The following is a 14795-nucleotide window of genomic DNA, read 5'->3' as shown; positions in this document are numbered from 1 at the left end:
TGCTTTGAATGCTCTCAAAGGCCTGAATAGCATAGGCCTGGAACCGTTCATCAACCCGGCTCTTCCCGGATTGAAAGGCAAGCACCTGCACAGCTCCGTTCAAACTCGCTTCGAGGCGCTCGTGCAAAGCTTCGTCTGGCTCACAAAGCAAGACCATTCGCCGATCATAGGCAGGGACTTCGGCTTCCAGCGGTACATCCTGCTTTTTCCATGTAGGCTCAAATAGCAGTGTACGGCTACTCGTAACGGCAGGCGCTTCCGCAGCTCTGGCGGCCGTAAATTTTGGTTCACGCTCTACCGCTCTGCCGCCTGTAATTTTGTCCTCACTCCCAGGCGCCCAATACTGCTCTTTTGCAAAAGGATAAGTTGGCAACGGAATCCTAGAGTACTGTTCATTTGAAAATAAACACTCAAAGTCTAACGAATATCCCTGAACATACAAATCTGCAATCGTAGTCAAAAGCTCCAAATACTCGCGGGTATCGCTTGCGTTTTGACAATTGTAAATACATTCATCCCCGTATCTTTTCAAAGATGTTTGTATGCGTTGATCTTTTTCGTGCAGTTCAGAATGATAAACTTGAGAAGCACTGCCTTTTTCCAGCCACTTTTTAAGGGACATGGCAAGCTCGCCTTGATTACGGGCAACACAGGCAAGACGATGATTACAGTGCTTTCTCCCAAGCAATAATGTATAACTCATATTACCGCAATCCGCCTTAGGCTTCTGTTCGCAATAGGCAAGCAGTTGCTCTACCTGCTGGCGCAATTGTTTTGAAGTCCGTGCCGACAGTGGAATGAAATAACCTGGCTTTTCGGAATGTGTCCGTTCCGTCTGTGGAGCCTCTTCTATAACCATATGAGCATTCGTACCGCTGGCACCAAAGGAGCTGACCGCAGCACAGCGTCTGGCTCCAGGCTCAACCTCCCAGTCCTGCAGATGCGTATTGACATAAAAAGGACTATCCGCAAACTGAATATTTGAATTGCCCGACCGGAAATGAAGTGTAGGAGGAATTTGCTTATTCTTTAATGACAATAAAAGTTTGATCATTCCCGTAATTCCTGCCGCAATTTGCGTATGGCCAATATTCGTCTTAATGGACCCTATGGCGCAATATTCCTTCTTGTCGGTATACTTTCTAAAGGTTCGAGTCAGTGCCTGATATTCAATGGGATCTCCCAATTTGGTGCCAGTTCCATGTGCTTCCACCATCTGGATTTGCTCTGGGTGGATATGAAATGTATCGTATACATTTTGCTCGAGTCGCTCCTGAGATTTCTGGCTTGGCGCAGTAAGTCCATTCGTGGTGCCGTCCTGGTTGATCGCTGAGCCTGAAATCACTCCATAGATGTGGTCTCCATCAGCAACAGCTTCATGAAGACGCTTGAGCACAATCGCGCCAAGCGCCTCTCCCGGAACCATTCCATCTGCCCTGTCATCAAAGGTATAGCAGCGTCCCGAGCGAGACAGCATCCCTGCCCTGTCACCATACAAATAGCAGCGAGGGGTCGTATGAATATAGACACCACCCGCTAAAGCCATATCCGTTTCTCCGGTCCATAAGCTTTGGCAAGCCAGATGAACTGCAACTAACGAACTGGAACAAGCTGTATCTACAGCTATTGCTGGTCCGTGAAGATTCAAGTAGTAGGATATTCTAGCGGGAATCACGGAACCCATATGACCCCAAAGCGCTTGTGGAGGCAGGTCTTCACCCAGCAATTGTTGGTAATCTCCCTCGGCACAACCCACATACACTCCACAGCGGCGACCCTCCATCCCTGTACCTGCATAGCCAGCATCCTCCAGAGCATGCCACGCTTCCTCCAGAAACAATCGCTGCTGCGGATCCATATAGGTCGCTTCCAGTCCCGAGATATTGAAAAAAAGCGGATCAAACTTATCAATATCCCCCAAAAAACTGCCGTGATTGCAATAGCTTGCATGTTTTTCCTGGTATTTCGAAAGATCCCATCGGGTTACCTCTTCCACTAAATCGTCACCGTTCTTAAGGTGATTCCAAAGCTCATATACATTATCTGATCCAGCAAACCGCCCGCTCATTCCAATAATCGCAATGGGCTCCCTTGGTGTTAAAGCTCTCTCTTTATCCTTCTTATTGGGTCTGTCCGGCTCAAAGGATATACTTGCCGTTTCAACAGGATGAATCGTATAATCCGTGTCTTTAAGTTTTTGGATGTCGCGACTTGCATCTTCCATGTTGTCTATTGGATTAGCGCTCTGGTCCAAGACTTGTGAAACTTTATCTCCATATTGGCTTAAAATGTATAGCGTCAGTTGTTTTACCGAACTGTAATCGAAGATGTCGGTGGTTTGCAAATGAATCCCCAGCCCCTGATTGACAGCCTGCACAAAGTTGACGCCAAGAATGGAGTCCAGGCCATAATCTGCGAAAGACTCATGAATATCAATCATAGTAAAGTCCACATTCAAAGCCTCTACCAGCTTCCCTACGATAAGCTCCTGGACATACTCTTCAGCCATCTCGCTTGTTACATCAATATCTGATCGAATTCCTTCGTCACGCTGTTTCATTTGAGATTTGCCGTGTTCAGGCTCCTGTTTGTTCCGAATCAGACCATCGCTTTCCGCCACAATAATTTGTTGACCTATATCATGCGCTTCCTGAGCAGGGAAGAAAACGGACCGGAAACCCTCCATTTCCAATACCTTTCGCCAACTTTCGGGATATAGCCCGGGAGAGCCTGGAATGCGCAGCTCCGGATCATTATAAAGCCACCATCCCTCTAAAAGGCCAAAGGATAGATGGTTTAACAGAGAGTTACCGCTGATTTCATTTATAAGAATCAGACCGTTTTCTCGCAGCACCGCTTTGACATTGCGTAACGTTTGGCGAATGTTCCGGGTGGCGTGCAATACATTGGTGGCAATCACAATATCATATCCACCTGTATCAATATCTTGTCCCTGAGCCGACTCTTCCACATTAAAAATCTGATAAGTCAGGTAAGGATTTTTCGGACCGTACTCTTTTTGTGCATGTAATAAAAATGCTCTGGATTTGTCGGTATAGCAATATTCTTGAATATGCTCCCGATAAGGTTCGAGCTTCTGGAAGACCAAAGCGCTAGTACCTCCAGTGCCTGCGCCAATTTCAATGATTCGAATCGGTACCGACGGGTTATGCTTAATCCGCTCATTCAGATAGGAAACTACGATATCTCCCAGCACTTCATTAAAGTAATCCGCTGCAGGACTGTTCTTATATATACCTTCTACCAGTTTCATAGAGGAATTAGGAAAAATGATATCGGTGGCTGGTATTTTCCCGGTTAAAATTTCCGGCAGCTTGCGCAAGGTTGATTCTACCAAAAATACCCAGGCTGAGAGATCCGGATTTTTCAGCCATGCCCCTTTCTTCCATTCCCACTCCTTCCATACAGCCTGCAGATCGACCGAAGCGGTACCCGCTACGCTATATGACTCTCCATTGCAATACAAATACTGATTCCGTACCAAAATCTCTATGCTTTCTTCAAGCCAACGATCGTATAAATTCAGTAAGGCGGTTTTTGTTTTAAAATCTGCGATCATAGCTTTCTTTTCCATTTGCGCATATGGACATAATCCCATCAAGCGCAAATGGCTCCATAACAGCCTGCATAAGATATCATTCATTTCCTTCATCTGTAAGCCTCCATTCCCGTTCAGCCCCTCGTGTCGCTCCGTCCTGTTCCGAGTAAGCTTTGCTGTCGACTGTAGTCGAGGACATTGTCTCGTATGCAGCCGCTAGGTAAGAAAGATCTGGCATCTTCTTTATTTTTACACTGGCAGAAATATGACTCTGGATGTTTTGGATATACGAAGGAATAGCTTTGGCATTTGAAGCATCGATGTCTTCCTTATTCATTTCCGAAACATTTGCCATTTTGGCAAGTGTCTTTTGGGCAATGAACGAATCTGTTGGCTTTACAGCATCTGCAGATTCATCGGAAGCCGATTTAGTTTTAATATCCGTGATCCAGTACCGTTCTCTCGCAAAAGGATAGGCCGGCAGGCTGATTCGCCGCGGCTTGGCGTCCCCATAAAGCATGTTCCAATCCATTGCCAGTCCCTTGACCCAGAGATCAACAACCTTCGAATATTTCCTTTTCCCTATCCAGGCAGCAATCATTTTCTCCATGTCTTCATCTTCTATCAGCGCCGTCAGCGCCTCCTTATTCCGTTTGACCTGGCCCCGGTACAACTCAGGGATACCGTCTCGTCCTTCTAGGAATCCTTCCAGCTTGTCCACCAGCTCCTGCATAGACCCTGCAATCACTGCCAGGCGCTCTTCCATGGCCTCGCGTCCCACCTGCAGCGTGTATGCCACATTGGCCAGACTGCTTTCGCTGAGCTGTCCTTCCCGTATAACGGCTAGCAATCTCTCGGCCTGCTTTTTCAGTCGTTCTTCATTTTTGGCCGACAATACGATGATCGCAGGCTTTTGAGCCGTAACGCTCATTGGCATCTTCTCTTCTGCGATATACTCTTCGATGATGACATGTGCATTGGAGCCTCCCGCTCCAAACGATGAAATCCCGGCAATCCTCGGGTATTCCCGCGTCTCTCCATCGATCTCAACCACCGGCCGCTTCCATTCCCCCAGCTCCTGCTGGACGACGAACGGCGTCTGGCCGAAATGGATGTTCGGATTCAATTCTTGGGCATGCAGGCTGGGAACCAGCGTCCGGTTTTTCATCTGCAAGATGATTTTCCCAACCCCGGCGATGCCCGCTGCCGCCTCCAGATGTCCGATGTTGGACTTCACAGAGCCTATGGCGCAGAATCCCGTATCCGGCGTATCCTTCCTGAATGCCTGGGTCAGACCCGTCACTTCTATCGGGTCTCCCAGCTCCGTGCCTGTCCCGTGAGCTTCAATATAGCTGACCGTCCGCGCATGTACCCCCGCTCGCTCCAATGCCGTCCGAATCAGTTCCCCTTGGGCTGTCGGGTTCGGCACCGTATAGCCGTTGGTCTTGCCTCCATGGTTGATGCTTGTCCCCCGGATCACCGCATGGATGAGGTCCCCATCAGCGATCGCCTTGGACAGCGGCTTTAATAGGACGACCCCCGCGCCTTCTCCAGGGACAAACCCGTTGCCTCCTTTGCCGAAGCTCTTGCACTGCCCATCTATCGACAGCATGTGGTTGGCGCAAAGTCCTACATAGCTGAGCGGATGGAGATACAGATTTACTCCGCCTGCAATAGCCATTTCGCATTCTCCGCGGTACAGATGCTCACAGGCTTCATGAATCGCAGTCAACGAGGACGAACACATCGTATCGATCGGCATGCTTGGCCCTTGCAAATTAAAGAGGTACGAAATCCTATTCGCTACCGAACTAAAGGATATTTGGGGAAATATTTGCGCTCCCTTCTTCCATAATTCCGGCCCATAGAGTTCGTAGCCCGTCTTAGTAATTCCGGCAAATACGCCTACCTGGCGGTTATGCCGCACCGCAAGCTGTTCTCGAGTGTAGCCCGCGTCCTCCAATGCTTCCCAGCAGGCTTCAATGAACAGCCTTTCCTGCGGGTCCATACCGAGTGCTTCCCGTGGCGAAATATTGAAAAACAGCGGATCGAATTCTGCAAATCCTTCGATAAAGCTCCCCCATTTGCTGTAGCTTTTTGCATTCACCACTGCTTCCTGTGGATCAGGATGGAAGAATCCTTCCATCGTCCAGCGCTCACGCGGGATTTCGGTGACACAGTCCTTCCCTGCTTTTAGATTTTCCCAATATTCGTTCATGTCCCTGGACCAGGGATACTTTCCAGCCATCCCAATGATCGCTATTGGTTCACGCATTTCCGCAGGAGCAGACCCGGCCAAGCTTCGGACAGGCTTCGCTGCCGCCTTTGTCTCAGCCGGCACGGCCTCTTCCTCGGCGTACAGCGGTGCCGCAAGTATTTCCTCTACAGGCTGCATGTCATGGCTCATCCCGGCCCACTGCATACACTCCTGTGGGTATTCCGCCACAAAATATTCCGTCAAAGCACGCAAGGTTTGGTACTCATAAAACAGCGTCTGGGACAGTTCTCCAAAGAAGCCCGCCAGCTTGGCATTGAGCTGGGTAATCATGATCGAGTCGATTCCATAGGTTTCCAGCGGTTCATGGGTTTCAATGCTGCCGACGCTCAGCCGGGTCACCTCTCCAAACAGCACCTTGAGACAATGCAAGGTTTTGTCGTAGAGCAAGCCTGCATCCAGCATAGGTACGCTTGCCTGGTAAGGTACAGCTGCCTGGATGGCACGGACACCGGCCTGTGAGAAGGCTTTCGTCAGGTAGGTCTCGATCTTCTCGGGTTCCCCTTCCATGACCATCACCTGCTCCTTGCCGGAGGCCAAACTTTGGTACAACGCCCTCATTCCCGACCAGGTCTGCATGGCTGTAATGCCCATGTTTTGCGTCATGATCTGTTCCGAATCCGCATCGATCCGCATTCCGCCCTCTTTCCATAACGGCCAGCGGATAGATAACGTCTGTCCCTGCCGTTGCTTGGCCCCTACCAGTGCGTTCCGGTATTCGGCGTATGCATCCATAAAGGCATTAGCGGTCGCATAATCAGCCTGTCCCGGATTGCCCAGGCTACCCGATATGGAAGAAAAGAGCACAAAGAAGTCCAGGTTCTGGCCACTGCTTGCCTCATCCAGATGGACCAGTCCGCTCACCTTCGGTCCCAGCACTTCTATAAATTCTTCCCTTGTTTTCTTGATGATGAAGTTATCTTGAATCACCCCTGCACAGTGGATGATCCCATGGACACGCCCATATTCCTGCTCGATGCTGTTCAGTAAATCGATAACCGTCTTCCTATCGGTGATATCGCCTTGCCTGTACACCACGCTGGCCCCTGAAGCCTCCAGCTCCTGCAGCCTCGTCTGCTTGTCTTGGTCCAGCGGCGACCGCCCCGTCAAAATGAAGGTCGCTGCTCGCGTCTGCCGGGAAATCTCTTCTGTAACCAGTAGCCCCAGACTGCCGGAGCCGCCGGTGATCAGATAGACCCCACCATCTCTCCATAGAAGCTCCTCTTTTTGCCCAGATGTTTCGAGCCTGCTCCAAAAAGCGGTTTTCCGTTGACCTTCCTCATAGCGAATCCAGCCATCCATCGGGCTTCGACTGTTGTCCTCCAGCTTCGCCAGGATACCTTCCGCCTGTTCTCCCTGATCCACTTCGATCAGCTGCCCGATGAATTTCGGGTTTTCCAGACGGGCTGTCTTCAACAGTCCCGAAAGTCCCGAAAAGAGCCGTCCTTCCCCGGCGTTCCGCACCACAATTTGGACCAATACTCTTCCCTTCGGCTTGTCTTTGAGCATACTTTGGATGCTCTCAAAGGCCTGAACAGCATAGGCCTGGAACCGCTCATCGACCCGGCCTTTTCCGGATTGAAAGGCAAGCACCTGCGCAGCTCCATTCAAGCTCGCTTCGAGTCGCTCGTGCAAAGCTTCTTCCGGCTCATAAAGCAAGACCATTCGCCAATCATAGTCAGGGGCTTCGGCTTCCAGTGGTACGTCCTGCTCCTTCCAGGCAGGCTCAAATAGCAGTGTACGGCTAATCGCAGGCGCATCCACTGTTTCGGTTCTTACTGCTCCGGCCTCAACCTCAGGAGCCCAACAGCGCTCCTGAGCAAAAGGATACGTAGGTAGACTTATTCTTTTCGGTATGACATTGGAATATAGCAATCGCCAATCTATATAGAAGCCTTTGGTCCACAACTCTGCCAGCTTGTTCATTTCACGATTTGCAATCCATTTGCTCATTAATTCCTTGAAAACTTCTTCCTGTTCAAATAATTGCACTGAATCTTTTGACTGATTGTTTTCTCCCCTCCAGCAGTCCTCGATAGGTTCTTGTTCATTCGTGAACGATTGGAGCTTTTGTACCAGCTCGCTCGTATTCTTTACGATAAAAGCTACCCGGTTTTTCATTGCCATTCGTCCTGTCTGAAGCGTAAAGGATACATCCGACAAATTAATGTCTTCAGAAGCTATCAAAAAATCTGAAAGCTCTTGTGCATACACTTTAAGCCGATGATGATGCCTTGCAGATAATGGAATCAGATAGACAGCTTCTTCGTTCACAGAACTATCTTTAAATCGTTCTGATTCAGCATTGACTGCAAATTGTTCAAAAATGGCATGAGCGTTAGTTCCGCCTATTCCAAAGGAGCTTAACGCCGCCCGATGAGGAGACGACGCCTTCTCCCATTTTTGGAGACTATCAACAACATAAAAGGGTGAATCAGGAAAATTGATATCAGAGTTTGGTTTTTCGTAATTAAGTGAAGGAGGAATCTCATTATGGTATAAGCTTAAAGCAACTTTAATGCACCCCGCCAAACCTGCTGCAGTATCCAGATGCCCGATATTGGTTTTGACCGATCCAATACCGCAAAATTGTTTTTTGGTTGTATACTGCCTGTACGTTTCATTTAAGGCGGCAAATTCAACAGGATCGCCCAATTTTGTTCCAGTTCCATGCGTCTCGATATAACTGATAGATTCGGGATGAATTCGGGTTGATTCTATCGTCTTCTGAATAACCTCAGCCTGACCTTTGACACTTGGGGCATAAAACCCTAATTTGTCGGTTCCATCGTTGTTCACACCTACTCCCCGTAAAAGCGCATAAATATGGTCACCGTCTCTAATGGCATCTGGCGCTTTCTTCAGTAGAACAACCCCAACCCCTTCTCCGCCAATCATTCCATCTGCCGACTCGTCAAAGGCTTTAATATGTCCGTCACTGGAAAAATTCAAGCCGGGTTGATGCACATAGCCTACACTGGTAAAAGGAAAGATCGTGGATGCTCCGACTAAAGCGTATTTGGCTTCACCGGATAACAGGCTTTGCGAAGCCAGACGCAATCCTACTAATGAGGAAGAGCAGTTCGAGTGCACAAACAGACTCGGACCTTTAAATCCCAATTTATGAGAGATCATAGTAGGAATTGTCCCACCCTGTGCTAAAATCCAGGTTACATATTCATCCGCGTTCTTCAGGACATTAGGTGATTGCGACGCCAAATTTGGGATAAATGCTTGATAGAAACTGCTGCTTGCCGACATATACACGCTGGTTTCAGGAATTTCTTTGCTAATATAGCCAGCATCCTCAACGGCTTTCCATGAATGCTGCAACAGCAATTTCATTTGAGGATCCATAAACTCTGCATTTTTCTGTGATAAGCTGAAAAACTCAGGGTCGAAATACTCTTTTCCTTCAATTGTGCATCGTCCGGGAACATAGCCTCGATTCCCGACGATTTCTTTTTCCAGCCCTAATCCAACCAATTCTTCCTCGGAAAAGAAGCGGACACTCTCCACCCCTGCCCTCAAATTGCTCCAAAACTCGGCATGGTTTTTGGCCCCCGGAAAATGGCATGAAATCCCTATAATTGCGAGACTATCCTCAAAATAATCTGGGTAGGATAGCTCGAGGTCATCTTCGCCTGAAACCATTTTCGGTAAGGCTGTATTTTCAGCTGTATCTGTTTGTTCCGGTGAATGTGATTGTTCCGTTTGAGAATCAACATTCTCGCTTCTTGTTTCTGTAATGTAGGCACTGAGTTCCTTAACTGTCGGATACTTGAACAATGCTGTCACCGAAATATCGCATTCCAACAATTCCTTGACCCTTCCGATCATCTCTGCTGCTGAAAAAGAATTCCCACCTACGTCAAAGAAAGCATCATCTGTACTTAGATCATCAACATTCAGAAGTTTTTTCCATACCGTTAGAACCTGATGTTCAACATCCGATTGTGGTAAATGGATCTTTCTTGTTGTTGCTAACTCGATCCTGCGATTCATTAATTCTTTTCGATCTATTTTCCCATTAGGGGTCAAAGGCAGCTTATCTAGCTCTATAAAAAATGCTGGTATCATATAAAAAGGCAAGAAAGTTTTTAAATAGTTTCGCACTTCCTTCGGATCAAGAGGAGGCTTACCGGACTCGGAATTGTTCAGCAAACAGTAGGCAATAAGCTGCTTATTTCCCTCCTGTTCCTTGGCAATCACGACACAATCATCGATTCCTGGATATGTTCTGACCTGACCTTCAACTTCACTCAGCTCGATCCGAAACCCGCGAATTTTCACTTGATAATCCATCCGTCCCACATACTCAATAGAGCCGTCCGAAAGCCACCTGCATAAATCTCCAGTTCTGTAGAGCTTGGTTTCCGGATTGAATGGGTTGTCTATGAACTTTTCAGCCGTAAGCTCTGGCTGGTTCCAATAGCCTCTGGCCAATCCGCTGCCCGAAATAAAAAGCTCTCCCGGAAGACCAACAGGCACAGGTCTAAGATGTTTGTCCAAAATGTAAATCTGGGTGTTTGCAATAGGCTTACCGATCGAAATAGGCTTATCAGCGTCGATCTTTTGAATTGTAGACCAAATTGTGGTTTCAGTCGGACCGAACATATTCCATGCGTCACAGCTGTTATGAACAAAATAAGATTTCAACGTTTCCGAAAGGGCTTCCCCTCCGCAGAGAACTTTCATGTTCTCTTCGTTCTTCCAGCCGGCTTGAAAGAGCAGGGTCCAAGTCACAGGAGTAGCTTGCATAATTGTCGGTTTTATTCTTTGAATTTCCCGCTTAAGTCTTTCGGCATCCTTTATGTTTTTGGAGCTGCAAATATAGCATTGAGCCCCCTTAATCAAAGGCAGATATAATTCCAGTCCCGCTATATCAAAGCAATACGTTGTCACCGCAAGTAGTTTGTCCTGCTCTGTTAAACCGGGCTGCTCTCCCATGGAAATAAGAAAGTTGGTCAACGCTTTATGTGAAATCATGACCCCCTTGGGTTTCCCTGTACTTCCAGAGGTATATATCACATATGCCAAATGGTGAGGTTGCACTTCCCGTTTGATTGTCTTTCTACCCTTCACATCACTTTTCAGATGATCCCAGTCTTTATCAAGGACAATACAGCTAACGTTGTTCCCTTCCAAGCGTGATACTTTCTCCAACAACCCCGATTGCGTAATAACCAGTGAAACATTGGAATCCTGAAGCATATACTCCAATCGGTCCTCCGGATATTCCGGATCGAGCGGTACGTAGGCTCCACCGGCCATCAGGATTCCTAACAGCCCAATCACCATATCTAAAGAACGTTCCATGCAAATCCCCACAAGAGTATCAGGAGTTACCCCATGTTTCTGCAAATATAAGGCCAGTAAAGTGCTCTTTTCTTTTAGTTCCCCATAGGTAAGCGATTCCTTTTCATATACAACTGCAATAGCTTCAGGTGTTTTTCTTGCCTGTTTTGCGAATAATTCAGGGAAGCACTTATCAGGATAACTTGTTCCGGTAGCATTCCAGTCATTAAGGATGATGTCCTTTTCCTCTGGTAAGAGTAAGGAATGCTCCTCCAAGGGCCAAGCGGGATTCTCCATAAGTGCTTCCGCTAATTCTATATAACGCTCTGCCATCTGTATGATGGTTGAATGATCGAACAAATTGGAGCGATATTTAATATTTAATATCATTTCCTCTTCCTGCTCTTGCAGTTCCAATACCAACTCGTATTCGCCTTCCTGGTGAATTTCTTCAACCAATTCGACGAAAAAGATATCTTTATATGGCTTGCAAAGCTGCTGAAAGCTTGAAGTTGGAAGGAAGTTTTGATAAGAAAAGGCTGCTTGGAAAACAGGTGAGCTCGTCTGCTTCCGCGGCACATTCAATTCTCGGACCAGAGCCGGAAAAGGATACGAGGCATGATCCATTCCATCGACTACTGTCAGCTGCAATTTTTTCATGAAATCCAGGAATGTCTCTGTTTCCGATATCTGACTCCGGATTGGAAGCATATTGACAAAATAGCCGATTAAATTATCAAAACGCTGCTCCGGGCGCACCATAACTGGCATTCCAACAATGATATCTTCCTGTCCCGAATACTGGTTAAGCAATACCGTATACATACCTAACAAGACTGTAGACAAGCTCGTATATTGCGCTTGGGCAAAAGACTTTACCCGTTTGACCCATTTAAGCGGAAGCGGCTTGGAATATGTTTGTGCTTCCATGCTTTGAGCCGGAAAACCAGAGCGGTCATATGGCAGCTCCAGGGTCGGTAAAGCACCTGACAGCTGTTGTGTCCAGTAGGAACGATACTTCTCCCCTTCTGCACTCGCTAACATCGTTTGCTCCCATTTAACAAAATCGCCGTAGCTCGCTGCGGGTGGAAACACTGTCGATGTCTTTCCCTGTACCACGTTTTTATAGGCATCTAAAAAGCTTTGTGTAAACATGCCGAAAGAACTTCCATCAAAAATAATATGGTGGATGACAACCAGTATGAAATGTTCCTGTTCAGATCTGGACATAACATAAATACGCATCAAAGGATCCTGTTCCAGCACGAATGGTTGCTTCGCTTTATCCCTAATAAATGGAATAATCTCATCTGCTTCCAAGGCTGAAATATCCTCCACTTGCACATGAAGCGGCTGCGTGGGCTGCAGCTTTTGATAAGGTATCCCATTTTCCTCTTCAATCACACTTTTTAAAATAGGATACTGTTCTAAAACGATGTGAAAAGCCCGTTTAATGCTCTCAATCTCAATCTTCGTATTAAACCGGAGGCATATTGGTATATTGTAAGCATTCATCTCAGGGGACATTTTATGTAATAGCCACAACCCTTTCTGAACTTCAGAAAGCGGATTCCTTCGGAAACTGAGCGAATTTTTCTCAGTATTGACCTGTACAGTGGATTTATCTTCTTCCACCTTTTGGGCTAAATATGCCGATAATAGTTGAATCGTCGGGTTCTCTAAAATTTCTCTTGCTTTGACCTTGATCGGATAGGACTTCTCAAGGCCGCGTATAAGCTTCATGACAAGAATAGAATCGATGCCATAACCATGAAGATTTGTATTCAAATTCATTTCCTCGTGCTTGAGATTCAGTTCCCAACACAAAAATTGCACTATATACTCCTGAATCTTCGATTGAACCAATGAAACGGCATTTATGGTACTGTCATGGTTTTCTGCGGCGGTTTCTTCCATATTCGAATGTGATAGTGAGAACGCACTCCGATATTGATAAAGTGCTTGAAGCTCTTGTTTGATATAAGCATTGCGGCAGATCTTTCTTTGGATTTTCCCACTTCCCGTTTTGGGTATACTTCCCTTAAGCAGCAAATAGATATCGTAAATTTCAAGTTGATGCGTATTGGATACGGCATTCAGTATGTTTTCGACCAGACGTTTATATTCCTGCTCATGAAGGGGCGCTTCAATTTCCTGTACGACGATTACTTTTTCCTGACCATTGATTTCAGAGGAAAATACAGCGATGGGCAAGGTCAACTCTGGCATATTTTTTTGGATGGTCCATTCAATATCGACGGGATGATGGTTTTTGCCGCGAATAATGATGACTTCCTTCTCTCTACCGATGACATAGATATGATTATCCGCAATAAAGCCAAGGTCCCCGGAACGAAAAAAGCCGCCTTCTTTTGTATCTGAAAGGGCTACCTCAAAAGTGCTATTCGTTTCTTCCTTCCTGTTTAAATATCCCTCTGCCATCCGTGCGGATTTAATCCAAATCTCGCCGACTTCCTCCGGTAAGCATTGTGTATGCCTTTCAGGATGAACAATTCGTATTTGCGTCGGATCTTCAATCTCCCCACAGCTCACTACGGACTTCGATTTATTCTTTTCATCCGTGTATTGGACTCTTCGTTGCTCCAAGCTAGGGATATCCAAGTTAAGGAATCTCATCGACTGACCTGGTTTTATACTGGCGACAGGGCACAGCTCCGATAAGCCAAGGAGGGGACAAAATATATCCTCTTGTAGCCCTAATTCCCGGAATTTATGGATGAAGTTCTCGTAAGTTTCCTTCCGGATGGGCTCACCTGCACATATAATCGCTTGGAGATGGCGAAGTGAATATTGCTTAATTGAAGCTATGTCCAGTGTGGAGCAGCAATAATCGAACGCAAAATTTGGCGCTGCCGTATGGGTAGCCTGATACTTGTCAATCATATGAATCCAATTTTCCGGATTTTTAGCGAAGCTTTCTGGCGGGAGAATAATGCTCGACGCCCCGTTTAAAAGTGGGACTAAAATATTGTTATGCAGTCCAAAAGCATGAAATTGCGGCGTCCAGGAAACGACACGACTATTCCGGTCAATTCTCCATTGCTCGGCCTTGGCCTGATTCATCACACAGCTGTGACTGAGGATTACGCCTTTTGGCAAGGATGTCGAGCCCGATGTATACATCAAAAGAGCAGTATCCTGCGGCGCTGGCATTCTCATCTCTATCTCAACGTCAACGGTGTCTTCTTGAAAGATTTCATCAATATTCAGGATACGGATTGAATTAAACTCCCTCCGTGTTTGGAGAAATGCTTTGAAGTCCGTATTGGTTATGATACATACGGCTTGGGAATCCCTATAGATAGGCATCATCTTCTCAAAGATTTTTTCATCCGGCTCCGAATCTGTAATAGGTGTAGGTATGGCCACGATATTTGCATAAAAACATGCCAGCATGCTGCTGATATATTCCAGACCCTGAGGAAATACAAGAAGTGCCCGTTCCTGCTCAGCCAGTTCTTTCAATAGGATATTGCCCAAAGCCTGTATTTGATGTAGAAGCGTATTTCCGGAAAGAATTTGAGGACTCTGGCCTTCTTTCTCAAACGTAAATAACTCTTTTTCAGGAAATTTCCGGCAAGTTTCAATAAAAGAAGCGATCGGAATATCAAGGTTCCATGTTTGGTCATGTTTTCGCATCAT

The 14795-nt window shown here is 46.7% G+C and carries 2 protein-coding genes (1 of these 2 running past the window's edge); both read right to left on the bottom strand.

Annotated features, from left to right (window positions below; genetic code table 11):
• On the bottom strand, positions 1-3673 hold the start of the coding sequence (locus tag NSQ58_RS12170) for an SDR family NAD(P)-dependent oxidoreductase (protein ID WP_341057511.1). 16016 nt of this gene lie to the left of the window's left edge; only the first 3673 of its 19689 coding nucleotides appear in the window; it begins with the start codon at positions 3671-3673; its stop codon lies beyond the left edge, outside the window.
• Positions 3657-14795, bottom strand: a complete 11139-nt coding sequence (locus tag NSQ58_RS12165) for an amino acid adenylation domain-containing protein (RefSeq protein WP_341057510.1) — start codon at positions 14793-14795, stop codon at positions 3657-3659. The genes NSQ58_RS12170 and NSQ58_RS12165 overlap by 17 nt, the downstream gene beginning before the upstream one ends.

The organism is Paenibacillus sp. FSL M7-0134 (genome assembly GCF_038007865.1).
GTDB classification, from domain to species: domain Bacteria; phylum Bacillota; class Bacilli; order Paenibacillales; family Paenibacillaceae; genus Paenibacillus; species Paenibacillus polymyxa_B.
The sequence above is the reverse complement of the archived record's forward strand: the minus strand, read 5'-3'. Positions and strand labels throughout refer to the sequence as shown.

Excerpts from the sequence above, each read along its gene's own strand:
- NSQ58_RS12165 (WP_341057510.1), bottom strand. The coding sequence starts at position 14,795 with ATGATGCGAAAACATGACCAAACATGGAACCTTGATATTCCGATCGCT.